The following is a 25,394-nucleotide window of genomic DNA, read 5'->3' on the forward strand; positions in this document are numbered from 1 at the left end:
TATGGCGCAAATTACGTGCCAAAGCGAGGGAAGTCATCTGGGAAATGCGGGTCAAATGAAGCCCTATTCTTATAATGAGATTATGTTTTATAAAAAAGGTGCCAACCAGATGATAGTCGATGCGCTCAGTGACTTGGATAAAAACTATCGTGACAAGTTCTTCGGCCCATACATGGATTATAACGCCGATGTTGCGTCAATCATCGATTTATTACAATCGCGTGGTTTAACTCTTCAAGAAATTGGAAAACTTGGCGGTAGAATTGATGGGTCATTTCCTCAAAAAGTCCAATACGGGAACGAAAAAGTGACTGGTCCATTTCGCGAGAAGATAGAAAAATTTAGGGACCCATGTTATCTGCTGGCAACGCATCTCAGCCCGACCACTGGAAAATCGAAACTCGACGATAAGCCTCTCATCGATAGTGTCATCGATACAATATTACAACGACTCAAGAAAATCCCAGCACGTGTTTTGCTCAAGCGTGGGATCAGAGGGGTCACTCTGAGTCTGAAGCAATTCAGTAGCGAAGAAAATCTGAATCAGAATGGAGTTCTGGATGACATTTATATCATTGCCGTTGATCGAGAGCAATGTTCGAGTCCAGCTAAGCTGAAGGAAACAATACTGCATGAGCTTGATGATCTTCGAACTCAAATAGAACAAATGCCAAGCCCGGAACAGGATCCCCCAGATGCTCCGTTCGATATAAACGGTGACGAGTATGGCAAAGACTTTCTTTAAAGGCTGAATCTAGATGACTAAGAAAAAAAAAGTCAAAACAGTTGGTTTGGTCGCGGATCATGATTCGTGGAGTGCGAAACAGCGCGACAAAAACTTATCTTTGAAAACTGATTTAGCGAAATACTTTGCCAGCCATGAGTTTCTCAGTTTCGACGCCGCGCAGGAAACCGATGCCCACATCCTGGTGCTTCCCGGGACCACCCCCGCCACAGTCGTTTCAAACTGTTTGAAACACCTCAATAAAACAACCAAAAAAGGCAAAGCATTTCCGAAAACAATCACATGGTACCCGTTGGGGACTCTGATCCAACCAATTGTGCGTACCTTTCGGATGAACTTTCCACATTGCGCTTCGGCAACAGGAATGTTTCAATTCCCGGGAGATATTGACTATCGTGTTGAGGCAATTGTTGGAAATGAGACCGAGTCTTATCTGAAAAAAACTAAAACACGATTTAATCTGATGTTGATGAGTACTTTCAAATTCGACCTGAACACAGGCGAAGCATTTTTTAATTTTGAACCTGAAATGCATGTCCATAAGAAAACTCTCAAGTTGCAATGTCACCATCGCTGCCTTTTCATCGATTCATCCAAATTCAAGTCAACTTGTGGTCGAGGACCTGTCTATACAATTAAACACCTTCTCGCTAATTCGCAAATTGTTTCCCTCTATACAAACGAGTGTGAATCAAACAAATCGATTAAAGAACAGTTCAGTAAACTCGCTACGAAATACAAATTTTCTCCCTGCGATGATATTTCTGATTTGACAGTCCACCAGTATCTCAGAATTTGTATTGTTCCTTCCGGTGGAGGAACGGCCGAGACTCTTATCTTTCGACGAAAAGTTCAGAAAACTCTTTAAGGCAACTACTTCTGTTGTGGCAACAAAAGATGCCAAGGCGCCGGCAAAAACATCAGGTAGAAGAGAGTAAAATTTCTTTGCAACTCTCTCACTTTTCGGAGCTATCTGATGATCCAAATTGCATTTACTGTCGTTGTAGCTTTCACCATCGGTTTCATGTTGGGCGCCATCTATGCGATTGCCAACCTCTTGCTGTAATCTAATTTGGCAAGTCCATACAAAAAAACCAGGGTGAAAAAACCTTCTCTATTTGAAGTCAAGAATGCTGGATTGTGCATCTTTTTTGAAAGCGTCTGGCAATTGCCAGCGCAGGTCACGGAACTCAGGATTGGTGCCACGCCAGTTCTTTCCTACGATTCGTGCCTTTTTTTTACTACCGCGTTTTGGTCGTAACCGCTCTGCAGGACTGAGTTTGAGTTGCTTGATATTTTGCCAGCCCGGCAAGGACTCGCCTTCGAGATTCTGAAAATCCTGAGGAGACAATACGACCTCCTGCCATTGTTCTCCGCCAATGACATTTACCTCGGCGGCGTAGCCATCAATCAGAACCACCAGTTGATTCGCATCCGCTGCGCGGATCTTCATTGCGAGCTGCGCCTGCTCGGGTGCCTTCCATAAATCATCGTTGATTTTGTGTGTTGTGCGCGCCCATTCAGAGGGTCTGTAGGTAAACCATTCTTTTTCCCAATCGTTTTCAAAACTCTCAATCATCAAAGAAGGCTTCAGCGTCGCGCGAACCTTTGCCGACTTGAGTTCATCAGACGTTACCATCTGCAACAGGGAGGACAAGTTGAAGGTCTCAGCCGTGTAGGTTCCGTAGTAATAACCCGCACCCGTTACCGGGCTGTCCAACTGATAACGGACATTGGCATAAACCCAGAGTGGTTTATCAATAGAGTGTACTGGTAGTCGGGCAGTCCAGCGTCCCTCCGATTCGGTAGGCGTGGCATGATGCCAGAAACGATGCATCGTTATTTCACGATCAAAACGTGTCTCACCAGCCTTGCCTTGCTGCGTGTAAAAAATGTCAACTGCTACAATCTTTTTAGAGGAATCTGGCTGAACAGTAATCAGAGGCACGCCATCCGAAGTCTCCAGTTTCAAATCAGTTTCGGGAGTCTTTGGGAAATCAAAAGCGTTCTTCAAATGCCGGTCAAACCAAAGTAGCGTGGCGACTTCGAATTCATCAGTGTCCTGATGATTATGATGAGGCGAACAGGTGACGCGCCACTCCCGGCTGGAAATCTCATTCACGGCAGCAGGCAAGTCACCAATGCGGCCATGAAAATCATTGGCGGGGCTCAGAAAGACAATCGGACAAGAGATTTTTTTCAGGCTCACATCATCGCCTATCGTCGATCGAAATAGCGGACTGTCGTTATCGCGATCACTGATCCCTCCGCAGGAGGGTGCGGCAGCTTTCACACGCGGGTCAACCGATGTCATGACCGTCAACTTGCCCCCCATCGAATGTCCGTAGACACCCAACCTGTCCGGATCGACTTCTGGTTGCTGTTCTAGAAACGTTAATGCCCGCCGCGCTGCGAGCGCACAAAGAAACCAGCCGCTGTTACGGGGCGACTCGACAGTATCAAGAGTCCATGCGGCTGGCTTTGTGCTGGGAAACTGATTTCCCGGATTTCTACCGGGAGCGTGATAGCCATCCACGGCGCCCCAGTCGGTAGTGAGCTTGTACGCGGGATCGTCGGTCTTGCCGTCCCAGAACAGCTTCACTTCCGCTGGTGAAACCCGATAGTCGGGCGCACTGATTCGACCTGCCCAGGCGATGGAAACCGTTGCATATCCCTGTTTGGCATTTAGTAGACAGGCTTTGTAGTCAGCGTATTGACCGCCGCCGTGAATCTGAACGAGCCCGGGCAATCGCTTGTTTGTTCCAACCACACTCTTCGGAAAACCATAGATGGCAGCGAGCGTCGCTTTCTTTCCTTTGAACACGCCAATGCGGAAACGCACGATTCTCAAGACAACGCCATCCTCTTCCCATTCCTTGAGCGTTTCCACTTCCAATGGTTCCGCGCGGGGATCGAAACCCGCCCACATTTGCTCAAAGTTTTGGGGCGAGCGGCCTGCCTGCAATGGGGGCAAGGTTTCAGCATCTGCGCCGAAAACGACCGAACAACCCATTAACGTGAAAACCGATAGCAATTTTATGAAGTTCATTTTCCTAACTTTCCCGACAACGGCATTTCGAATCAAGAATTCAAATCTGATCTATATTTTTAAAATCTGCTACACCTGTAACGTGTCTTTTCTCTTCTGTGTCATGAAATTACAACAGAGCAGACTCAAACTCTTTTGGTACGCTTGTGAGGACTTCATGGCCGTCGCGGGTGACTAGGATATCATCTTCAATTCTGACGCCGCCCCAATCCGAAAGATAGATGCCTGGTTCGACTGTGATAATCATGCCTGGTTTTAGTTCCGTGGTGGAATTGCCTCCCAACCGGGGACCTTCGTGAATATCGAGGCCGATCCCATGCCCTAAACCATGCGTAAAATATTTACCAAAGCCGGCCTGGTCGATGACTTTTCGAGCGACCTGATCTACTTTTTTACAAGTGGCTCCCGGTCGAATGGCCTCGATGGCGGCACACTGTGCTTTCAACACCGTGTTGTAAATTTTTTCCAGCTTGCTTGTCGGTCGCCCATGGACGATCATGCGCGTCAAATCGCTTCGATAGCCTTTTTGTGTCATTGCCCCCCAGTCAACCAGTAAGAAGGGAGATTCTCCAATTCGTTTCTCAGAAGGCATCGCATGCGGCAGGGCAGCTCGTTCACCTGCCGCGACGATGGGATCAAAGGCCGCTTGCCGGGCACCAAACCGGCGCATCGCGTGTTCTAATTCATGGGCTGCCTGTAACTCCGTCATTTCTTCAGTCAATAGGGCACGTAACACGCCATAGCCTTTTTGTGCCTGTTGAACTGCTTTACGGGTTTCCTCGATTTCGGAAGCATCTTTTATCATCCGCAAATCTTCTACCAGATCGGCAAGGGGGTTCCATTGAATAGAAGGTGTGAGACCATTTAATGATTCCAACAGCGCGCAGGTTACGATATGGCTTTCAAAGCCCACTGTTCCAAGATCTGTTTTTTTCAATACCTTTTCCAGAGCCGCTGTCATCGACTCGGTTGATTTACGAATGTAAACATCGAGACCCGGGCACTGCTCTTCAATTTGAATCGTATAGCGAGTATCGCTGATCAAAACGGTTTGATCCTTGCCGATTAATAAATAGCTGGAATCGCCATAGAAGCCGGTGAGATAGGTCACATTCGTCTCACTGGTAACCAGCAGCGCTTCTGTTCCTGATCGTTTCAGGAGTGACATCAATTTTTTACGTCTAATAGCAATATAGTCTTTGCTCATGCTGGTCTTTCTTATCGGCTAGATAGTGCTTCTTATTTCCAATAGTTCTTTGCAACTTGGGATGAACCGTGGCTAACGCCATTCGGCTAATGATCAAATACAAGATCAGCCGCAAGGCATTAGCCGCGGTTAATACCGATCTCGTTAAAAGTGACTTTACTGAGAATTCTCCTCAAAACGATTAAATAAACACGACCTAGCCTGTGTCCAGGTTTATTGCAGAGTCTCCAAGGTCATTTGAAACGAGTATAATAGAATGAAAGACGCTATGGTTAAATGGGATGCGATCTAATATTCTCAGTCAAACTGATAAATCACGTTTGGTAGCAAACGAATGGTATAAAATCCACGAACGACTCTTTTTTTGAAGGTAAGATTTGAATTCGAAATATCTATCAAAGTGTTGATGGAGATGAGTTCATTACAAAAGTCAAATCAGGATCTTAAACCTTTTCCCAGCTATTTGCGAAGAAAAAAACCGACGTTATTCTTTCTTCTAACAAGTTGCTATCATTTTGTCATGCAGGCACTTTATAACGCGAACATATTCTGCTCACTTAATTTTCTGAATATTGATTTCCATGGAACAAACATCTACTGAACTCATCTTCAAAATACAGGATATGGATTGTGTTGAAGAAGTCTCCATACTGAAACGGGAACTCTCCCCTTTAGTGGGTGGCGAGGAACGGCTGTTCTTTGACATTCTGAATCGAAGAATGACTGTGAAACCGTCATCAGCAGATGTGACCTCAACAGCGATCATCGAGGCCATCAAGCAGACAGGTATGCGTGCCGAAATTTGGGATGCAGAAAAAAAAGATTCGACGCCCGCGACATTCTGGTCTAAACAAGGCAGAACCCTGCTGACCAGTTTGAGTGGTCTCATGATGTGTTCTGCATTTCTGACACACGTTTTTTTAACTGGCAGTATCAGTGCCGCCCTGGGTGCAGAAGAAGCGACTGATGGCGTGATGCCTTTTCCCGTCCGATTGCAATATCTGGCGGCCATCCTGACAGGGATCTGGTTTGTGCTTCCCAAAGCCTGGTTTGCATTGAAGCGTTTGCGCCCGGACATGAACCTGTTGATGTGCATCGCCGTGATCGGGGCGCTGTTTATTGATGAGTGGTTCGAAGCAGCGGCTGTCGCGTTTTTGTTTGCCTTCTCTCAATTGCTGGAAGCGTGGAGTGTCGGTCGCGCGCGTAAAGCAGTCGCAGCGCTGATGGACCTGTCGTCTCCGATTGCCCACATTCGGGATGCGGAGGGAAATGAAACGACGGTCGCCCCGGAGTCAGTAGAAATCGGTACTCTCTTTCTGATTCGACCCGGCGAAAAAATTCCGCTGGATGGTCGCATTATCAAGGGAGAGAGTGAAGTCAATCAGGCGCCGATTACAGGGGAATCGATGCCGGTTGCGAAAGCGTTAGAGGATGAAATTTTCGCAGGCACGATTAACGGCGATGGCCTGCTGGAAGCGACGAGTACCAAACTGGCAGAAAATACGATCCTCGCACAAATCATTCGCATGGTAGGAGAGGCACAGACGCGTCGGGCCCCCTCTGAGCTCTGGGTCGAGAAGTTCGCGAAAATCTATACGCCGATCGTGATGGGCATCGCCTTGCTGATTCTGATTTCGCTCCCGACTCTCTTGCAGATCACCTGGCACGATTCACTGTACCGCGCGCTGGTTCTGCTGGTGATTGCCTGTCCTTGTGCGCTGGTGATTTCCACGCCTGTCAGCATTGTTGCTTCTCTGACGGCGGCAGCCCGGAATGGCGTGTTGATCAAAGGGGGCGTGTTTGTCGAAATTCCCTCCAAACTGAGAGCGCTGGCTTTGGACAAAACGGGAACCCTGACCCGCGGAAAACCAGTTGTAACAAAATGTGTTCCGCTGAATGGTCACACCGAAACAGAATTGCTGGAACGCGCAGCGGCACTGGAAGCGCACAGTAATCATCCATTGGCACTCGCGATCCTGGATGCGGCTGCAGAAAGAAACATTGAGTATCAACCAGCAGACTCTTACCAGATCATTCAGGGAAAAGGTGCAACCGCTCTTATTAGTGGCCGCGAATTCTGGTTGGGTTCTCATCGGTATCTGGAAGAGCGAAATGAAGAAACCGCGGAGGTGCATCAGCAACTGGAGGAACTTTCGAACGCCGGTCAATCGGTGGTTGTGATCGGAAATGAATCGCATGTCTGCGGCTTTATCGCGTTAGCGGATCGTGTTCGTGAGACCTCGGCAGAAGTGATCAATCAGTTGCATCAGAGCGGGATTGAACGCGTTGCCATGCTAACCGGCGATAACAACGGCACTGCTCAGGCGGTCGCTGACGAAGTGGGCATCGATGCGGTGTTTTCCGAATTACTCCCGGAAGATAAAGTCACCGCGATCGAATCGCTGGTCAAAGAATTTCAGCACGTGGCCATGGTCGGCGATGGAGTCAATGACGCGCCCGCGATGAGCCGTTCCAGTCTGGGAATCGCCATGGGCGCTGCCGGCAGTGATGTGGCCATCGAATCGGCTGACATTGCCTTGATGACAGATGATCTGACTAAAATTCCATGGTTGATCAGACACTCGCATCGCACACTGAAAATCATCCGGCAGAACATCATCTTTGCCTTAAGTATCAAGGTGTTGTTTGTAGTGCTGATGGTTCTGAATCATGCTTCCTTATGGGCGGCGATTGCCGCTGACATGGGTGCTTCGCTGCTGGTGATTTTCAACGGCCTGCGATTACTGCAAACACAATCGATGGCAACACGGGAAGACTCCTGAACCGAATCGTGCTACCGTAACTGGAGTGCCCATCGGAATGCGTATGACGACTTAAGTGAAAATTCCTGAAAGGTTTTACACGATGTACCTAAAATCGACAGCTATGTTATTTATTGCAATTTCCCTTTTTTATAATTGTGAATTAATGGCTGAGAACCCCATTGGAATAAATACTTACTTAGGTAAATGGGCCTTTGTTAGCGATCCTTCTAAGCCCACGTATATCATTAAGAATGTTGAAGGTCAACTAGTGATTGAGTCATTAGTCAAGGGTGAAGTCGTGAGCAGCTTAAAACACAATACTCATTCATTGAGTTTCTTGACAACATCTTCAAAAGTCAATCCTCTAACCGGAACGCCGGATTCTCTCAATGTAATTTTAATACCGGACGTAAGATCAAATGCCAATATGTTTCATGTGTATTTCTCGGAATCTGCAGAATTACAACTAACTGCAGACACAAAAATAATCGACCTGATGTCTAGAGTAAAAAATGGAAACAATCAAATCAAAGGAAAAACAGGTATCTCAAACGAACAATCTAAGCGTGCCTTAGAAAACATCTATACAAAGCCATGGGATTTTAGCGAATTACAATGCGCGGACGCGGCTGACAAGGTAACAGTGCAAATCGTAGCGATGAAAAATGATGTTCAAGCGATCTTTACACATGGCAGTAATAAAGCTCAGGTACCCGCTAAAATAGTTGACAACACCGTTACCATATCAATTGATTCAAAAGAATATGATGACTTGAAGAAGATTCCAATTTTTCTGAGTGGAAGGAAATATCATTTTCAGTTGATACCTCTATGCGGTAATAAAGACCATCTCATATTCAAGATGTGGTACACAGAAGGTAACCGCCTTATATCTGCATATTTAATGGCTCCTTCAATATGCAAATGACTGACGATTGGAAAGATCTAAATAGACCAGGTCTCGTTCAAACGACTCTTTGTTTAAATGAGCGAATATTCGACTCATGACCCCTTATACTTCTTCCGACGGCGAAGTTCTTGAAGGCACGCTTACTCAAGGCTCGCTGGATCAGCAAACCAGGATTAACTTGTGTTGGGGCACGTTGCTTCTTCCAGAACTCGTCCGGCAGAAGCGTCTTTTTTGGGGCATTTAATTCTTCTGACGAAGCCAATCAAACCACTCGATCGTATCAATTTGCTTTGGTGTTTCCTTGTTTGAAAACTCCTTTGAAACAATATGGACAAGCCCATCTTGTTGCGCCTTCTCCGCCTGACGGAGAATTGAATCGCACGTATCGTTAAATGACAATGTAATTCCTGGGTTCGGAGCCACAAACAACCCAATACGAATCCCTAAATTGACCCACAAACAAAGTCCAACCACAGTGTTGTCTTTGTCCGTCGTAATCACCAAAGCCTTGGTAATGCCAAGGTTCTCCCATTCTGGAACCGGACAAACGACCGAGTCCAAATCGAAAGTTCCGATCAAGTCATCGCTGTCGTAATCGCCCTCTTCAATTTGATTGGCAAGACTGAGTACAGCGTCGTAGTCATCAGAATGCGACGATCGAAACACTAGAGAAGTGTCGGTCGCACCGACAAACAAGCACGAATTATTTTCGTCACCAAAAATAATCTCAATTATTGGGGCACACCCGCCCCAAACATTCACTTTGCCAACTGCTGTTGAATCAATGTCACTTTTCCAAGCAATCTGTCTTATACTGTCAATCGAATTGCTGCAAAGCTCGATTATTTGTTCCGCCGCAAATTTAAAAGTCGTAGTCATTAGTTTGCTCCAAAAAACTTAAAAATTCGTTCTAGAAAGATCTAAAAGGACCAAGTCTCATTGAAACGACTCTTTGTTTAAATGACCGAGTAATCGCCGTTTCCCGGTCATTGATATATTGCCGGTTTTAAATCGCCTCGGCAGTACAGTGGGTGCTTGGGGTGTCCGTGTTTGGTGATTTCTAAACAGTGCATTCTGCCCTGCATTTCTTCCAGCATCTCCACGACTTCACGGCCCTGATTCTGATAGCCTCCATGTGTCCCCCAGGCACAGACGATGAAGTCGGATTCCGAGGCTGCTTTATAGATGTACTTCATATTCTGTTTGCCTACGGGATCATCCTGTGCCTTCATCTCCCTGGGATCCGTCGCTCGGTAACTAAAAATGTTCGTCACGATGAGTGCCCCATATCCCCATCTCTGAGCGTACTTGCAACAGCGCGCTACAGTCGGATCGTTCTTCTCTGCATCCGCCGTGGATGGGTTCAGCATGATAAAGTTGCAAACACCGGGTTTTGAATTGGGGAATTTCCGCGTGAGTATATAGCGGTATCTTTCACACTTTGAAAAGAGAGCCGTATCTTTGTTGATGTTGATTTTTCTTAACATTTAATCTGGCTGATTCCTGCTCGCTGCGCTCGGCCCGAATTGCATTCGGGCCCATCCATGGTGTAATGAAGCAAGTCGATGCTGGCGCTTATGGTTTCTATTCTCGTTACCGCGAGTATTCGCTACGACTTTCAAAGACCTCTCCTGGAATTGTCAATCCCGTAATCGCTTTGAAAATCTGATTGAGTTGTTTGCGGTAAATTTCATCGACGCTAACCACTTCACAGCCCCTGCTTTCTGCTTCCCGCATGAGCTCGGTTTCTTCGGGAAGCTGGCTGACATCCATCACAGTCATATTCTCGCGAAGATACGCGGGGTTCAAATGCGTCTTACCACTTCCCAGTATTAATTCGGGATCCGTCTGAACCACGATATCAGTCAGAGTATCATACAAGTTGGCAAACGGAACATAACGCACATCAAATGTACGGGCAATTCCCTGTGCTGCCTTGTCATTATCAGAGGTCACACTTACAACGCCTCCCTGTTGCACGAGACTGTAAACTATGGCTTTCGTTAAACCGCTTTTACCCACAACAAGGATATTTTTGCGCTGGAAGATATCCTTCGCTCCCGGTGTTTTCTTTTCGAAGCTTGCTTCCAGACTTTTGACGGCACTTCGTCTGACCGTGTCGTATGCATGCCAGCCATTGGGCTGATTTAACTGCAGATCGCCGTAACCGGTTTTTTCAGAAGACTCTTCCAGGTGTTCTGCCAGCGGTAAAATAAATTCCCCCATACGCGGACTTACTACCAGCGAACGGATTTTTAAAATCCCCAGCATTTTATGAATCTGTTTGAAGTCATTGATTACCAATGGCAGACAGATGTAATCCAAGCCTAACTTTTCTGCGCCTTTATTGAAAACCTCGATGGTACGTCGTTCAGCCACTCCCAAACCGGCGACGCCAATAAATTTTGTTTTCGCTGAAATTTTCTGAAAACCAAACACCTCATTCAACTCGGCTACCGTCGGTTGACCATCAAAGGCTTCCATTCCTTTTTCGAGCGCAGCATAGGTCCAGGGCGAACCATACTTCGCGCCGAGCAGGGAAAACGTGATGCCAGCCGGTCCCAGTCCCAGGCCTACTACGGGAATATCCCGTTTCTGACTGATGGCGGCCAGCAGAGGCCAGGCCGTTTGCAACGTGGGAGTTGGCCAGGTGAATTTAATAATATCTGCCTTGGCTTCCGCCATCTCATCGAAGATATCATCTACCTCGCTCAGGGGTTTTTTCAAACTCGTATAGCTAATGACCCGTTTTGTTTTTCCGAATCGTGGAACCTGTTTCGCGGTTTCCAGATCGAGTTCGATATAGGCCGGTTCTGCGATAATCGCCTGACGTAACAGATTGATGCGTTCAGTTTCAGTCCCTTTAAACTGGCCTCCCTCTTCCGGTCGACGGCAGGAAACGAGAATGGGTACATCAAAACCGGAAATCAAATCTCCGATATCAGGGGTCTTAATCAGGCGATCCAGGCAGAGTTCAACCATATCGGATTGAGCGGCCGCATTAAGAATGTCCACCTTCGCAAAATTACGGGATTCAGGAGTCACTGAGATACAAATCATGATGCTATACAATCAATCAGAAATGAGAGGAGAAATATTGAATTCACTGGGACAGCATCCCAAATTGAGATACTTCTGAGAGACCGTTTATTATGTCAGATCATTTTTGTTTTGAAAGTGTGAATACAAGTCTGAGGGAAATTTCTTGGCACTGTCGCTATATCGTGTACTCATTCACCAAAAATGCCTCCTCAAATGCAAGGTTGAGGAGGCACTTCTGATTATTGAATTACTAATAAATCTAAATTGATCTTATCATCAGTATCAGACAAGGGGTTCAGATCATTATTTTCTGACAGGAAGCTTCCTTAGTTGCAGTCGCGCTGAAGTAGGAGCAGGTGCCGGGGTTGAGGCGGGAGCGGGCGCGGGCACTGACTTTTGAACAGCATTTTCACAGCTGCCTTTTGAACAGGAACCGCATTGACATTCAACTGTCCATTTATAACCACATTTTTCACACGTGTATTCCTGCTTTTTGAGGACACGGACTGTTTTAATTTTACCGCATTTTAACTCGCAGCATTTCTGCCAGGGAAAACGCACGGGAGGAATACAGATCTCCTTGCACTCTACATTGAAGCAATGTTTTTTGACTTTTAAAGTTTCTACATGCAGCCGACAGGTTTTGCATCCCTGCGATTCACAGCAGGAGGTACTACAGGCTGCCTTGGTTTTATTACAACAGGGGGTTTGAGAGTTTGCAACGTTCTGTTGCACTCCGATACCCGCGGCTGTGATCGCCAGCAAAACGATTCCAATATATTTCATTATATTCAATTCCTGAGAAATTGTTTTTTATTTGTATAAGATCAACGAAGTGCATCCGATGGAAGTTTTCTATTAGAAATCTACCATGAAACGGGCACCGAAGATGTCAGATTTCCCGCCGGTGAACCCATTAACGGCACGGTGGTCATCAATTTCAGCATGGACGTAGTTGAACTGCACGCGAGCGTGGGAATTCCACCACCAGACGGCGGCTAAGGACCAGTTGCGTTCGTCACCACCACGGATATCCGCATCGGTTAAATTGAGATAAGAATAGCGGGCGGCAACCTGCCATGCTCCCCAACCGCTGGCAGTATCTTCATCGCAGGTATTAACCCAGAAGAAGTTTTCCAATGGTTTGACGCGACCGATTGTGCCCGTTCTTCGATCGATGGGTTGATATTCACCCGTCAAGAAGTAGGCCGCTTGAACATAGGCTCCATCAAAGGTGAGATCTGACCCATCATTTCCACGACCCACTTTGGTCACCTGATATTCACTCACGACCGAGAATGATCCAATATTCAACATGGCTTCAAAACCAAGTGTGTTGAACCAGTCTGCTCCGGCAATAGCACCGGTATCCAGCCAACGTGTACTGCCCGTACGTGCTTCAGGGCGCGTTCGGAAGCGGGCTCCATTGCTATTCGTAGAAGGGGGAACAACATCTCCATCCGGGTTTGCCCACATGTCGGCAATCCCTAAATGCAGATATCCACGACCACCGGAAGTTTCATCATACCAGGGAGTCCCTGCCAGACGACCGTTCACGCTCATCTGTCCTGCATCGCCTACCGCCTGTCCGTCATCGGCAATATTTTCCAGCGTGTAGATACCATAGCGCCAGTTCCAGGTTTCATCTTCTGAAACTCCATAAGCGGCAATCCCCAAACGTCGTGCATCTTCGTTGAAGGCTTCAATCACCAGAGGACGTTCGAGAAAGGTGTTGTAACGGCTACTGTTTAGGTGATCCATCCCCAAGGGTCGCTTCTGATTACCAATCAGGAGTGTTTGGAAGATGGGGAGATCCGTCCAACCGATGTAAACATCTTTGAAGGCCGGGTCCTCAGGATTTGCAAAGTCATATTCGAATTTGTAAAGCATATTATCTTTAATTTTACCCGACACACCAATTCGAATTCGGCGAAACCCATACCGGTTTTGGGGATCTTGTGGAGTCGTTGGATTGTTAAATGCAGCAATCCCAGGTGTACTGTCTGAAAAATTCCAACCATCAATATGAATTCGACCAAAGAGCTTGATGGTCGTTACCTTGGAGGCATCCTTCGCCTTTTGAGCCTGTTCAGAATCACTGAATTTTTTCCAGTCCTCTTCCAGACTGGACAGGCGACTTTCAATGATTGGATCTCCGGCGTTATTTCGAAAATTACTGATCAGTAATTCATCCGAGTCATCAAGTCCACCGCCCGCTTTTTTCAGTTGGGGTGGAACTGCCGGTTGGGGTGGAACTGCCGGTGCAGTTGTTTCCTGTTGCTTGGTTTGCTCTAGTTCCTGAATGCGACTCTCGGCGGTTTCTAATCGCTCAAGAAGTTTTTCGAGTTGGGCAGAGCTGATTTTGGTGTCTTCTGCGAAGCCACTCTGTGAACGGAAAATTGTTCCGAACAGCAGTAAAAACCCTACAAATTTAATGAATGTTCGCATTTTCGTCCCTGATGATGCAATGCCCGGAAGACTTTTCGAGCGGTTTTGTACTGATTTTGCCATCTTTGCGGCTCTGCACGGATAGTCCGATTATGATGGTCTTATCGGCTGTTCCTTTTTTACGCAAATATTAAGATACGATGAAGAGGCTTAACATTCGCGCTCTCAGCTGGTACAAGCCTGAAAGAACACCTAACCGTTAGGGTTTACCAGCCAAAAATCAATGAATACCTGAACTTATCGATGCCAGGTGAGTGATTTCACGCTGGGAAGTCCCTGGAAGCAGTTAAGTCGGATGGACTGAGGCTCTCAGAGCATTCCTCGTGAGCAAAGATCAAAAGTTCAGATTCTTCCCGAATACAGGAAGAGACGACGCTTGCTATGCTCTTCCATAATAGCTAAATTCAATCGCAACTAATTTGCTATTACAATACAAGGGTGATGATGCGTGTCGAATTCCATAGGTGGAAATCTGGTAAACATCAGCATTCTCTCTGGATCTCAGGTGGCTTTTTAACTTCATGAAACCGCTTTCTCACTTCAAAAATGACGTCAAAATCACGCTGCTGTTGCTGATGATCCCGCTGGTCCTCTTTCTGATTGCCCCCGGGTTTTTCATTGGACATTCCACTCAGGCAGCGGAACCGGTTTCCCCGAATTCGGTGTTGGAAAGCACTTCCCTTACCGTTGCAGCGATCAATGGTGAAACCCCAACACCGGACGGCAAAACTTGGACATATACTCTGCTGGCTATTTATTGCAGTGTGATCGTGTTTTCTTCGCTGTTGGGTGGCTGGTTACCTTCGCTGATCCGTTTAACACATACCCGAATGGAAACTTTGATTAGTTTTGTAGGCGGACTCATGCTGGGCATCGGCGTATTTCATCTGCTGCCACATGCGGTCGCCGAAATGGGATCGATTGATCGTGCTGTCTGGTGGATGATGGCGGGCATTTTGGTGCTGTTCTTTTTGCTTCGTACGTTTCACTTTCATCAGCATGGGACGGTGGAACTGGATGATGATGAAAAAGACCATGCCCACGACCATGACTGTGATCATCACCACGCGCATGAACCCGTGCATTCTCATACTCATTCCCACAAATTGAGCTGGGTCGGCATCGCTTTAGGACTGGCTCTGCACACGTTGATTGACGGACTGGCACTGGGAGCCAGTATCATCGCCGAGCAACATCACGAAGTGTTTCTCTCTCTGTTTGGTCTGGGAACCTTTCTGGCAATTACGTTACACAAACCATTGGATGCGGTTTCCATTACTTCATTGATGGCGGCGGGTGGCTGGTCTGCCGGTTGGCGCAACGCCGTGAATATTGGCTTTGCTATGATGTGTCCTTTAGGAGCGATTTTGTTTTTCCTGGGCGTTCAGCAGTTTTCTGGTAATCAGCATGTGATCATTGGATGTGCCCTGGCCTTTTCCGCAGGTGTCTTTATCTGTATCTCACTCGGTGATCTTCTACCGGAAATGGAATTTCACTCGCATAATCGGTTTCGACTCTCTTTTGTGCTGCTGTTGGGAATCGCGCTGGCTTATGGAATCGGCTTTATTGAACCGGGCCACGTTCACGATCATGGTAGCCACGATCATGGCAGCCACGCGCATGATTCATCGGAGACGAAAGCCGAACATGATCACAAACATTAAGCGCATGTGATCTGCGCTTAATTGTCTTCGCATTCGTGACAGATTCCCTTCAGGAGAATTTCCGTCACCGTTCCTACCTGAGACCATTGCTTATTTTGGGATGGTTTGAGATCAACATCGTGCAGGCAGGATACACTTCCGCATTCGGTACAGACAAAATGCGGGTGTTGTGCATCCTCTGGCTCATCCGGATTTCGTAATTCAAACCGCCAGGCATGGTCTCCCAACTCTGTCCTTTTCACAAGGCCGGCATCAGCGAGATCAATCAGGTTGCGATACACGGTCGCCTTATCGAAGCCCAGCGGAGTCAGGTCTTCCGCGATTTCCGCATGTGTGAGCGGCGATGTCGCCTGACGTAAAAATTGAATTACGGTGATGCGCGCCGAGGTACTTCGCAAACCGCTCTTACGCACTAAAGTGCGAATTTCATCAATCTCTTCTGCTTGGGACAGATTTTTCATTACGTGATATCCGGGCAGCTCTCGGCGCCATTGAGTAAAACAAGCTATTTCTTCGGAGCCATCTTAACGATTCTCTCTACAGATTACGAGATTCAGGAAAATATTTGTCAATTCAATCCGGATCCTCACTCTGCGTCAGGGGAGGCTGATAACCTTTAGAGCAGGGAATCCAACATCGAATGGTGTTTCGATAGGTGACATATTCATTCTGAAAACGCTCTAGAAGATCCTGTTCTTCGATGGGTCTTACATAATAATTCCAGAGAAAAAAACCGGTGACGACATACATGATCGTGAGCCAGGAACCAGCATAGCAGGCGACAGCGGCACCTTGAGTTAATCCGGCGATAGCCATTGGATTGCGTACGTAGCGATAGGGCCCCACAATCACCAGCCGACGTGCAGCATCAAGGGGAAGCGGTGTACCTCTGCCATAAATTCCCATCATGGCACCACTGGTCAAGCCCAGGCTCCCTCCCAGAATAAACAGCAGCATTCCCCAAAATTGCTGCTCTGAAAATTGAAAACGGCTCCAGCCCAATACAGATTCGAACCAGATCAAAAGCGCGGGAATCACAAACAGAAACAGGCTCCAGAAGATGACTGTCTGAAAGAGTATCTTCAGTAGAATCCACCAGAGTGGTGACTCTTGAGCAGCCGGTAGAAAATACTTCTTCATCGAAACCGCCCAGCTCCTCAGTACTTTTTCCGTATTTTATCATATCGCGCGACATAACAAACGACCAACATCATGATTGTGCAGAGTAACATAATTCCGGTACCCAGCCAGCCTGCCTGTGTAGAGATGCTGAGTGCAAGCAAATAGAGACTGATATAAGAAATGCCACCCGTCAAAAAATAGAGCACGGGTTGAAACCAGCTTCGATGATTGCGGTATCCCTCAGCGGCAAGGAATGAGCCGAGAATCAAGATTAGAAAATCAGGCAACCAGAACGACATCAAAACTTGTTCCGGAAACTGTTCGGAAAGAAACCAGGCGCGGCTTTCGGGCATTTGAAACAGGAGAATCCACCAGAAGATGCCGGCCATTCCCTGAACGAGTAGATAATAAAACAGCCAGTTTTGCCTGTACTCTGTTGATTTCATATAGCCAATCGTTGTAAGAATTCACAAGAATTATCAGACGGGTTTGAAAGTTCTCTCAGTATTATGATAACCTGAAAGGTTGCTGATACCATCGTCAAATTTGGGTTTGAGAGAAATCCTGATCAGAACAAAGGCTATAAACAAGATGAAACGATTATTCCTTATCACGTCGATTATGTTGAGTGCATGCGTGACCTGCCATCAAACGCAGGCAGAACGACCCAAACCTAATTACGATGAGACAAAGATCCCAAAATATACATTGCCTGCTCTATTGAAAACATCCAGCGGAAAGAAAGTGGATTCCGCTGAACTCTGGTGGAAAGTCAGGCGTCCCGAAATCCTGAGCCTGTTTGAAAGTGAAGTCTACGGAAAGAGTCCCGCACCGCCAAAAAACATGCTGTTTGAAGTCACTTCACAAAAAAATGATGCGCTGAATGGTAAGGCGATTCGCAAAGAGGTTTCTGTTTATTTTACCGGCAAAAAAACAGGGCCGCGCATGGATCTGTTGATCTATCTGCCAGCCAAAGCAACGAAACCGGTGCCGGTTTTCATGGGTCTCAATTTTTACGGCAACCACACCATAGCCAACGACCCTGAAATCAAACTTTCGACTCAATGGATGCGGGCGAACAAAGATAAGGGAATTGTGAACAACCGGGCGACTGAAAAATCGCGTGGCGCCTCGGCTTCGCGCTGGGCGATTGAGCAGATTCTTGATCGCGGATACGGTCTGGTCGCCATTTACTGTGGTGATATTGATCCAGATTATGACGATGGTTTTCAAAATGGCGTTCACCCTTTGTATAATCAAGCAGGAAAAAGCAAACCCGCGCCCGATGAATGGGGTACGATTGCAGCCTGGGCCTGGGGCTTAAGTCGCGCGTTGGATTATCTGGAAACCGATGCGCAAGTTGACCATGAACGGGTTGCTGTGATGGGTCACTCGCGTCTGGGGAAAACTTCGCTTTGGGCGGGTGCTCAGGACCAGCGATTTGCGCTGGTGATTTCCAATGACTCCGGTTGTGGAGGCGCCGCGCTCAGTCGCCGTCGATTTGGTGAAACGCTGAATGTGATCAACAACGCATTCCCGCACTGGTTCTGTGATAACTTTAACAAATACATCGACAAAGAAAACGACTTGCCCGTCGACCAGCACATGCTGGTTGCGTTAGTCGCACCGCGCCCCGTGTATGTGGCCAGCGCTGTAGAAGACCGCTGGGCTGATCCCAAGGGTGAATTTCTGTCTGTGCTACATGCCGAGCCGGTCTACAAATTATTGGGAACATCGGGCTTCGGTGCCAAACAGATGCCGAAAGTCAATCAGCCGATCAAACAGCGTATGGGTTACCATATTCGTACTGGCAAACATAATGTCACCGATTACGATTGGCAGCAATACCTGGATTTCGCAGATCAACATTTTCAGGGAAGCTGACTCATACTTAGAGAGTTTGTAAAGAAAACCAGATTACTAATTTGTTTCAACAATGTTCTGTATTGAGATTTACAGAGTCAGTTTGTGGAGACAATCTGGTGAAAATATCTGGTTTTTGCTGCTGTAGAGCGAGATTTCCACAACGCCGCTTGCCTCTACGTGAAGACACACGATAATATGAGAGAAAGTCACTTTACTCTTTTAGATCGAACTTACGATTCCAATATGATGAATAACCGAATCCGGCTCTCTTTCTTATCCGACTCACCTTTCGACAAAACATGTCCGAAAATCTGTCTGGCCTTGCTGATGCTGGTCCTGTTGCCCGCCCAATTTTGTCTGGCAGATAAGGCCTCCGACGAGTTTCAACTAGCCATCGGTCTCTATAAACAAAATCGCTGGGAACTGGCAACTGAGACATTTCAGAAATATCTGAAAAATTACCCGACGCACGCCAACGTTCCTTTGGCCAAATTTTATCTTGGCCTGACGCTTGTGAATCAGCAGAAATATAAAGAAGCCAGAGATGTTCTGCGTGATTATAGAAAACAGTATCCCAAAAACAAAAACCTGCCTGATGCACTCTACCGGATTGGTGAATGCAGTTATCTGCTCGATGATCTGGAGGCGGCGGAAAAAGAATTCACGGAGTTTCTCAAACTCTATCCGAAACATGCGCTGGAGGAATGGGCGTACCCTTATTTTGGCGATGTCGTTCTCCGGCGCGGCAAACCAGATTTGGCGATCAAGAGTTTTCAGAGATCACTGGAACGTCATCCCGAAGGGGCAATGCAGGAAGATGCTCAGTTCGGTCTCGCGTCAGCATTTCTGCAGAATAAACAACCCCCAGAAGCGGAGAAACGATTCAAAGAAATTGCGGATAAAAAAAACCACTCACGTGCCAGCGACGCGCAAATGTCTCTGGCTACATCCCTGTTTGATCGCAAACAATTTCAAGAAGCAGCAGACGCGTTTCTGGCATTGCCACAGAAGTTTCCGGAAAGTCCTCTGGGGATCACCGCACGACTCAATGCCGGTTATGCATTTTACGATCTGAATCAATTCGCCAAAGCAGTCGAACAATTCGAGATCGTGGCCAAAAACCCCAAGCAGGCGGCCAACGCTTTGTATTGGAAAGGGGTCAGTCTGAAAGGCGCGAATCAATTTCCAGAAGCAATTGCCGCGCTGGAACAGACGTTGAAATCAAACCCTACCCCGAAACAAAAAGAGTTAGCAACCTATCAAATGGCAGACGCCCTACTCCGCTCGGGAAAGTCTGCACTTGCCATGCCTCTATTTCTTGATCTGGTAAAACAAACACCCAAAAGTGATCTGGCTGACGACAGCCTGCATTTTGCGATTGAATGTGCGTTACTGACGGACCAACTGGCAGAGGCTGAAAAATTGACAGCTCGGTTTGAAAAGGAGTATCCACAGAGCGGTCTGCGACTGCATCAGGAACTCCTGAAAGGCCGTATTCGCGACCTGAAAGGGAAAGAAGAAGACCTCCTGGCAGCAGTGAAACATTTCCAGACCGTGCTGGATCAAACCAAATTGGAGAACACAAAACTGCTGGCCCGTCTTTATCTGGCGCGAACCTATCAGAAGTTGAAACAGTATGAAAAATCGGTCGCGGTTCTGGAACCTTACTTAAAGGACCCCAAAGCTGACAAAAAATTAAGTGAATATGCGGATGCACTTATTCTGCAAAGCAACAATTTTAATTCACTCAAAAAGTACGCCGATGCAGAGACGCTCTCAAAAGAATATTTGAAACAGTTTCCCAATGAGGTCAGGTATAATCAGATACTCGCCAATCTGATTCTGTTGACTGCCAAAAATGATAAACCGCAGGAGGTCGATCAATTTGTCAGTCAATTGAAGACTCGAAAACCGAACGCTGAGTTATTAATTCAAACCTACCGTCAATTAGCAGAACGAAACTATGAGCAAAAGAAATGGGCACGGGCAAAACAATTCTTCGCGGAAATTGTGGAATCAGGCTCGAAATCTCCAGAATACCCGGCTGGTCTTTCCGGATTGGCCTGGAGTCACTTTCAACTGAAAGAGTATCAACGGGCGGCGACAACATTCGAAAAGTTCGTGAAAACATATCCGGAAAGTCCACTTACCGCAGAGGCAACTTACATGCAGGGACGCAGTCTGGAAAATGACAAGAAGCTGGAAGCAGCCGTTGCCGTTTATCAGAAGGCGTTAACTCAATTTGCCCCTTCACGGTATGCCATGCTCTCTGGACTGCAGGCCGCACGTACCTTGTTTCAGTTAAAAAAAATAGACGACGTGAATCAAGCCTATGAAACGTTGCTGAAAAAATTTCCTAAAGTCGAAAATCTGGACAAAATTCTTGACGAATGGGCTTTGATTAATTACGAAGCAGAACAATTTGAAAAGTCTGATGCCATTTTCAGACGACTGGTGAATGAGACTCCCGATAGTGATTTGGCCGACAACGCCCGATTGAGTCTGGCAGAAAGTGATTTAATCGCTGCCAAATTGGAAGACGCCGCGAAAGCGTTTGAAGAACTGCAAACTTCCTCCAAGTCAGATGCAAAAGTACAAGAGGTCTCACTCTATCGGTTGATCGAAATCAATCTGGAGCTCAAGAAATGGGATCTCGTCGAAAAATATTCCAAAGCATTACTCAAACGATTTCCTGAAAATGAATATGCTGCTTTTGCGCAATTTCATTTGGCGGAAGCGGCTTTGCATCAAAACCAGACCAATGCCGCTCAGGCGGAATTATTGAAGCTCGTCGACAGCAAGAAAACAAAGGAGTTGAGTCAGGCTGCCTGGTATCCACGTGCCTGGGTCCTGTTGGCAGAAACTTATTTCCGACAGAAAAAGTATGATGATGTTAAGAAAACAGTGGATCGTTTTCGCGATTGGAATGCTGAAAATCCCTTCCTCTATCAGGCGGAAGAGGTACTGGGGCGCAGTCTGAAAAATCAGGCGAAGTTTGAGGAGGCGCGAAAGGTATTTCAAAAAATTACGGAATCGGAAAACAGCAGACGCACCGAGACGGCAGCCAAGTGCCAATTCCTGCTGGCAGAAACCCTGATGATTCAGGAACAATTCAAAGCCGCACTTCTAGCGTATTTGCAGGTTGATATTCAATATAAATTTCCCGAATGGCAAGCTCCCGCGCTGTTTCAGGCCGGCATGTGCCACGAAGCGCTGAACGAATGGGCTCAGGCTTTGAAGACGTATCAAGACTTTTTGAAGCGTTTCCCCGAACATGAACTGGTTTCTCGCACAAAAGAACGAGTCAAAGCTGTTCAGGCCCGATTAGGGAAAAGCCCCTAATCTGTTTTGCCATTTGTCGTTTCTCTTCTTCAATGACCGTTGGGGAAATCGGATTCCAGACTCGACGGGAAAGCAAATCTGGCGTAAACTAAAGCACGTCTGATCAAAGTCTCACGATTGGGGACTGAGAACTCTCAGTTCAAAAGAAGCTGATATTAACAAAAATTGGTCCAGGAACTATCGATTATGTTCGTTCCTGTACATTTCAGAATGACATTCATAACGCATGAACAATTTTACCAGTATTCAAAATTTAGAGTCGGTTGATCGACGGCAATCTGCGGAGTCTGGTCATAAGCGGTCTCATCAATGGCTGCTAAAACTCGTTTTGATTCCGGTCTTCATCTTACTCCAAATCCCACTTACAGCAGAAGCACAGGAGCGACCAACCAAAGTCTTTGAAATGATTGATGGCAAGATGGTCGAAGTGATTGACCCGAATGGACCAAGTCCGGAAGCGGGTCAGCCAGTCAAACGCAAAACGGGAGTGCCTTCCACGCCGGAAGGCATTATTAAGGAGCTGAAATATTTTCTGCTGCCGTTCGTCATTGCTTCCATTATCTCCATGTGGTTTATCATCGAACGGCTGGTCATTCTCCGAACCGGTCGCGTGATTCCGCGCCACTTTGTCACCCGCTTCCTGAAGTTACTTCAGGAAGGCAAGCTCAACGCGCGCACCTCTCTCAAGCTCTGCGAGGAAAATCCCAGCCCGATTTCTTCGGTCTTCGCGCATGGCGTTCGTAAATGGGGCAAACCGAGTGTCGAAGTGGAACAGGCAATCATCGACGGTGGTGAGCGCCAATTGTCTCAACTGCGCAAGCATCTGCGAGTGATTAATGGAGTGGCGACCGTGGCACCTTTGATGGGTCTGCTGGGAACCGTGATCGGGATGATTCTGGCTTTCAATGAAATTGCCAACAGCAGTGCGATGGGTAAAGCCGAGTCGCTTGCGGGTGGAATTGCGATGGCGCTGTTAACCACAGCTTTCGGGTTGGGAATTGCGATTCCTTCATTGATCATGTACATGTATCTGGCAGGTCGCGTCGATGCGCTGGTAATGGAAATGGATCAGAGTTCTCAAGATCTGGTGCAACTGATCTCGGCTGAAGGACTGGCTGCCAAAACCAGTCGCAGAACCGCTGTCTCAACTTCCAAACCCAAGCCCAAACCGGATAAAACGACGAAACCATCCTAGTGGAGCGTCATTTTTGAATTTGGGAGTGATCGAGATTACGGGAGTGCGATAACAAAGCACGTAAACAACACTCCCAGTCCTCAATTCTAAGCTTGACAAAGCACTAGCAGGTTCCATTACTTTGAAATCGGTCCTGGAAGCAAGTTTCCTCTCAACACGACTACACCTAAAATAGGTTTCATGCGGATATCTCTCCGAGAAGACTTTTAGTTCCAGTTCTCAGCCAAACAGCGAGACTCCCGTAAAAAGATGAGTTCTCACTGTTCTAAGTTGTTCCTGAGTCGAGCCCTATTTACAATAAAGGTCGGTCTCTCTCGTGAGGTAGCTGTCAACAACGGTCTACCTCATGGCTGATTCATGTTTTTTCTTAACACTACGAGACACACAATGGCTGAATCCAATGAATTTAAGGCTGTCCCCCAGGAAGAAGAGCTGTCGCAGATTGAGCGCGATCTGACATTCTATCCTTCGACAACCACCGATCCAAAAGTTTTAACCATCGATCAGGTTGAACAATTCAATCGGGATGGATATCTGCGGAATATCAGTGTTTTCAGCGAACGGGAAGTGCTGGAGAATCGTGAGTATTTCGACCGACTTCTGGAAGAGGTCATCGCCGCTGGTGGAGACAGCTATTCCATCAGTACCGCGCATATGAAATATGGAAAAGTCTATGATCTGCTGACGCATCCCCAAATTGTGGCGCATGTGAAGGATTTGCTGGGTGACAATGTCATCGCCTGGGGTTCTCATTTCTTTTGCAAAATGCCGCACGATGGAAAGTCTGTTGCCTGGCACCAGGATGCCAGCTATTGGCCTTTGTCTCCTTCCAAAGCAGTCACCGTGTGGTTGGCCGTAGATGATGCGGACCCGGAAAATGCCAACATGCGTTTTATCGGCGGCAGCCATCATCATGGTCACATGACGTATCGTCCCAGCGGTTCCCATGAAGACAATGTACTCAACCAGACGATCGACAACGCGGAGCAATATGGAACTCCCGTTGATGACAGTCTGAACGCAGGAGAATTTTCAATCCATTCCGATTTGCTGCTCCACGGTTCTGAAGCCAATCAATCTGATCGCAGGCGCTGCGGCTTGACGCTGCGTTATTGTGCCGCGGAGGTGAGAGCGGGTATGGACTGGAACGCTAAAGGAGTTATTGTGGCGGGTTCCGATCCTTCCGGACACTGGCTCAATCCAAGACGACCTGAAAACGATTAAACATAAAACCCGCAATCAGGAATTCATCCACTGATGCAAAAATATTACGCGGAAATCTTTGGTACATTCATCCTGCTGTTTTCAGGCGCTGGTGCCATCGTCACCAATCAGGCCTCACAGGGAACGGTCACCCACGTAGGCATCGCACTTGTATTTGGACTTGTGGTGACATCAGTCATCTATGCCATTGGAGAAATTTCCGGTGCCCATATCAATCCGGCGGTGACAATCGCCTTCTGGGTTTCCCGCCGTTTTCCTGGAAAAGAAGTGGTGCCTTACATCATTTGCCAGTGTATTGGTGCTTTGGCAGCGTGCCTGTTGTTAAGGCTGCTCTTTCCCGGTTTGTCTAATTATGGCATGACACTTCCTCTAGGGAGTGACATGCAGTCTTTGATACTGGAAGGTGTTTTGACCTGGATGCTGATGTTCGTTGTGCTTTGCGTGAGTACGGGCGCAAAAGAAACCGGCATCCTGGCAGGCGTGGCCATTGGATCGGTGATTGCACTGGAAGCCATGTTCGCCGGACCGATTTCTGGTGCTTCGATGAACCCTGCTCGCTCTTTAGCCCCCGCGCTGGTGAGCGGAAATTTGCAATCGCTCTGGTTGTATATCGTTGGCCCAATCGCTGGTGCGATATTGGCGGTGCCTTCACTCTGGCTGGTTCGTAATAATCGAAATGTACCCGCTGATGAGACTCCGGATGAAACAGATATTTGAACTGAAGATACAAAATTGTGAAGACTAAATGACGTCGTAACAAATCAAAAGAATCAATCCTTATCTCAATTGCAACGACAGCGAGGAACGAACTATGA

The 25,394-nt window shown here is 47.2% G+C and carries 20 protein-coding genes; 10 read left to right on the forward strand and 10 right to left on the reverse strand.

Translation table 11 applies throughout. From position 1 onward, the window contains the following. Both Q0668_RS14865 and Q0668_RS14870 read left to right on the forward strand, forming a co-directional pair. A partial coding sequence (locus Q0668_RS14865) for a hypothetical protein (RefSeq protein WP_298866045.1) occupies nucleotides 1-745 on the forward strand: 745 nt, incomplete at its 5' end. Between the two features lie 13 nt (nucleotides 746-758). Next, nucleotides 759-1,613, forward strand: a complete 855-nt coding sequence (locus tag Q0668_RS14870; protein ID WP_298866046.1) for a hypothetical protein — start codon at nucleotides 759-761, stop codon at nucleotides 1,611-1,613. Between the two features lie 246 nt (nucleotides 1,614-1,859). Here Q0668_RS14870 and Q0668_RS14875 read toward each other — a convergent pair whose 3' ends face one another. Both Q0668_RS14875 and Q0668_RS14880 read right to left on the reverse strand, forming a co-directional pair. Further along, complete coding sequence (locus tag Q0668_RS14875; RefSeq protein WP_366918907.1) at nucleotides 1,860-3,758, reverse strand: dienelactone hydrolase family protein; 1,899 nt, start codon at nucleotides 3,756-3,758, stop codon at nucleotides 1,860-1,862. Between the two features lie 145 nt (nucleotides 3,759-3,903). After that, nucleotides 3,904-5,001, reverse strand: coding sequence for a Xaa-Pro peptidase family protein (locus tag Q0668_RS14880; protein ID WP_298866048.1), 1,098 nt, complete (start codon nucleotides 4,999-5,001; stop codon nucleotides 3,904-3,906). Nucleotides 5,002-5,582: 581 nt separating this feature from the next. Between Q0668_RS14880 and Q0668_RS14885 the strand changes: the two genes are divergently transcribed. Next, on the forward strand, nucleotides 5,583-7,784 hold the full coding sequence (locus Q0668_RS14885; protein ID WP_298866050.1) for a heavy metal translocating P-type ATPase: 2,202 nt from the start codon (nucleotides 5,583-5,585) through the stop codon (nucleotides 7,782-7,784). Between the two features lie 82 nt (nucleotides 7,785-7,866). Then, the gene (locus tag Q0668_RS14890) at nucleotides 7,867-8,694 is read left to right on the forward strand and encodes a hypothetical protein (RefSeq protein WP_298866052.1); all 828 of its coding nucleotides are present in this window, start codon (nucleotides 7,867-7,869) and stop codon (nucleotides 8,692-8,694) included. 222 nt (nucleotides 8,695-8,916) lie between these two features. On the opposite strand, the gene Q0668_RS14895 is transcribed toward Q0668_RS14890, so the two are convergent. The 5 genes from Q0668_RS14895 to Q0668_RS14915 form a co-directional block, all read right to left on the reverse strand. Next, nucleotides 8,917-9,555: a hypothetical protein gene (locus Q0668_RS14895; protein WP_298866053.1), complete on the reverse strand. Its 639-nt coding sequence runs from the start codon at nucleotides 9,553-9,555 to the stop codon at nucleotides 8,917-8,919. 107 nt (nucleotides 9,556-9,662) lie between these two features. Further along, complete coding sequence (locus Q0668_RS14900; RefSeq protein WP_298866055.1) at nucleotides 9,663-10,163, reverse strand: DUF1643 domain-containing protein; 501 nt, start codon at nucleotides 10,161-10,163, stop codon at nucleotides 9,663-9,665. A 106-nt stretch (nucleotides 10,164-10,269) separates the two neighbouring features. After that, entirely contained in the window at nucleotides 10,270-11,736 is a 1,467-nt protein-coding gene (locus Q0668_RS14905) for a type I 3-dehydroquinate dehydratase (protein ID WP_298866057.1), read from the reverse strand. A gap of 285 nt (nucleotides 11,737-12,021) precedes the next feature. Next, a complete protein-coding gene (locus tag Q0668_RS14910; protein ID WP_298866059.1) occupies nucleotides 12,022-12,504 on the reverse strand; it encodes a hypothetical protein in 483 nt (160 codons plus the stop codon). Nucleotides 12,505-12,576: 72 nt separating this feature from the next. Beyond that, on the reverse strand, nucleotides 12,577-14,166 hold the full coding sequence (locus Q0668_RS14915) for a porin (protein WP_298866061.1): 1,590 nt from the start codon (nucleotides 14,164-14,166) through the stop codon (nucleotides 12,577-12,579). Nucleotides 14,167-14,687: 521 nt separating this feature from the next. Between Q0668_RS14915 and Q0668_RS14920 the strand changes: the two genes are divergently transcribed. Further along, complete coding sequence (locus Q0668_RS14920) at nucleotides 14,688-15,830, forward strand: ZIP family metal transporter (protein ID WP_298866063.1); 1,143 nt, start codon at nucleotides 14,688-14,690, stop codon at nucleotides 15,828-15,830. Between the two features lie 17 nt (nucleotides 15,831-15,847). On the opposite strand, the gene Q0668_RS14925 is transcribed toward Q0668_RS14920, so the two are convergent. The 3 genes from Q0668_RS14925 to Q0668_RS14935 all read right to left on the reverse strand — a co-directional run bounded on the left by Q0668_RS14925 (nucleotide 15,848) and on the right by Q0668_RS14935 (nucleotide 17,398). Continuing rightward, on the reverse strand, nucleotides 15,848-16,291 hold the full coding sequence (locus tag Q0668_RS14925; RefSeq protein WP_298866064.1) for a transcriptional repressor: 444 nt from the start codon (nucleotides 16,289-16,291) through the stop codon (nucleotides 15,848-15,850). Nucleotides 16,292-16,403: 112 nt separating this feature from the next. Continuing rightward, the gene (locus Q0668_RS14930) at nucleotides 16,404-16,970 is read right to left on the reverse strand and encodes an isoprenylcysteine carboxylmethyltransferase family protein (RefSeq protein ID WP_298866066.1); all 567 of its coding nucleotides are present in this window, start codon (nucleotides 16,968-16,970) and stop codon (nucleotides 16,404-16,406) included. A gap of 17 nt (nucleotides 16,971-16,987) precedes the next feature. Next, on the reverse strand, nucleotides 16,988-17,398 hold the full coding sequence (locus tag Q0668_RS14935; protein ID WP_298866068.1) for a hypothetical protein: 411 nt from the start codon (nucleotides 17,396-17,398) through the stop codon (nucleotides 16,988-16,990). Between the two features lie 145 nt (nucleotides 17,399-17,543). Between Q0668_RS14935 and Q0668_RS14940 the strand changes: the two genes are divergently transcribed. The 5 genes from Q0668_RS14940 (at nucleotide 17,544) to Q0668_RS14960 (ending at nucleotide 25,296) form a co-directional block, all read left to right on the forward strand. After that, the gene (locus Q0668_RS14940; RefSeq protein WP_298866070.1) at nucleotides 17,544-18,836 is read left to right on the forward strand and encodes an acetylxylan esterase; all 1,293 of its coding nucleotides are present in this window, start codon (nucleotides 17,544-17,546) and stop codon (nucleotides 18,834-18,836) included. A 225-nt stretch (nucleotides 18,837-19,061) separates the two neighbouring features. After that, on the forward strand, nucleotides 19,062-22,160 hold the full coding sequence (locus tag Q0668_RS14945) for a tetratricopeptide repeat protein (RefSeq protein ID WP_298866072.1): 3,099 nt from the start codon (nucleotides 19,062-19,064) through the stop codon (nucleotides 22,158-22,160). Nucleotides 22,161-22,386: 226 nt separating this feature from the next. Then, nucleotides 22,387-23,355: a MotA/TolQ/ExbB proton channel family protein gene (locus Q0668_RS14950; protein WP_298866074.1), complete on the forward strand. Its 969-nt coding sequence runs from the start codon at nucleotides 22,387-22,389 to the stop codon at nucleotides 23,353-23,355. A 387-nt stretch (nucleotides 23,356-23,742) separates the two neighbouring features. Further along, nucleotides 23,743-24,579: a phytanoyl-CoA dioxygenase family protein gene (locus Q0668_RS14955; protein ID WP_298866076.1), complete on the forward strand. Its 837-nt coding sequence runs from the start codon at nucleotides 23,743-23,745 to the stop codon at nucleotides 24,577-24,579. 33 nt (nucleotides 24,580-24,612) lie between these two features. Beyond that, on the forward strand, nucleotides 24,613-25,296 hold the full coding sequence (locus Q0668_RS14960; protein ID WP_298866078.1) for an MIP family channel protein: 684 nt from the start codon (nucleotides 24,613-24,615) through the stop codon (nucleotides 25,294-25,296). Nucleotides 25,297-25,394 lie beyond the last annotated feature (98 nt).

The sequence above is a fragment of the uncultured Gimesia sp. genome (assembly GCF_937910335.1).
In the GTDB taxonomy this organism is placed as follows: Bacteria; Planctomycetota; Planctomycetia; order Planctomycetales; family Planctomycetaceae; genus Gimesia.

Coding starts and splice junctions, on each gene's coding strand:
- Q0668_RS14905 (WP_298866057.1), bottom strand. CDS start 11,736: ATGATTTGTATCTCAGTGACTCCTGAATCCCGTAATTTTGCGAAGGTG.
- Q0668_RS14885 (WP_298866050.1), top strand. CDS start 5,583: ATGGAACAAACATCTACTGAACTCATCTTCAAAATACAGGATATGGAT.
- Q0668_RS14940 (WP_298866070.1), top strand. CDS start 17,544: ATGAAACGATTATTCCTTATCACGTCGATTATGTTGAGTGCATGCGTG.
- Q0668_RS14895 (WP_298866053.1), bottom strand. CDS start 9,555: ATGACTACGACTTTTAAATTTGCGGCGGAACAAATAATCGAGCTTTGC.
- Q0668_RS14920 (WP_298866063.1), top strand. CDS start 14,688: ATGAAACCGCTTTCTCACTTCAAAAATGACGTCAAAATCACGCTGCTG.
- Q0668_RS14960 (WP_298866078.1), top strand. CDS start 24,613: ATGCAAAAATATTACGCGGAAATCTTTGGTACATTCATCCTGCTGTTT.
- Q0668_RS14925 (WP_298866064.1), bottom strand. CDS start 16,291: ATGAAAAATCTGTCCCAAGCAGAAGAGATTGATGAAATTCGCACTTTA.
- Q0668_RS14915 (WP_298866061.1), bottom strand. CDS start 14,166: ATGCGAACATTCATTAAATTTGTAGGGTTTTTACTGCTGTTCGGAACA.
- Q0668_RS14890 (WP_298866052.1), top strand. CDS start 7,867: ATGTACCTAAAATCGACAGCTATGTTATTTATTGCAATTTCCCTTTTT.
- Q0668_RS14935 (WP_298866068.1), bottom strand. CDS start 17,398: ATGAAATCAACAGAGTACAGGCAAAACTGGCTGTTTTATTATCTACTC.
- Q0668_RS14945 (WP_298866072.1), top strand. CDS start 19,062: ATGATGAATAACCGAATCCGGCTCTCTTTCTTATCCGACTCACCTTTC.
- Q0668_RS14870 (WP_298866046.1), top strand. CDS start 759: ATGACTAAGAAAAAAAAAGTCAAAACAGTTGGTTTGGTCGCGGATCAT.
- Q0668_RS14955 (WP_298866076.1), top strand. CDS start 23,743: ATGGCTGAATCCAATGAATTTAAGGCTGTCCCCCAGGAAGAAGAGCTG.
- Q0668_RS14880 (WP_298866048.1), bottom strand. CDS start 5,001: ATGAGCAAAGACTATATTGCTATTAGACGTAAAAAATTGATGTCACTC.
- Q0668_RS14950 (WP_298866074.1), top strand. CDS start 22,387: ATGAACAATTTTACCAGTATTCAAAATTTAGAGTCGGTTGATCGACGG.
- Q0668_RS14930 (WP_298866066.1), bottom strand. CDS start 16,970: ATGAAGAAGTATTTTCTACCGGCTGCTCAAGAGTCACCACTCTGGTGG.
- Q0668_RS14910 (WP_298866059.1), bottom strand. CDS start 12,504: ATGAAATATATTGGAATCGTTTTGCTGGCGATCACAGCCGCGGGTATC.
- Q0668_RS14875 (WP_366918907.1), bottom strand. CDS start 3,758: ATGGGTTGTTCGGTCGTTTTCGGCGCAGATGCTGAAACCTTGCCCCCA.
- Q0668_RS14900 (WP_298866055.1), bottom strand. CDS start 10,163: ATGTTAAGAAAAATCAACATCAACAAAGATACGGCTCTCTTTTCAAAG.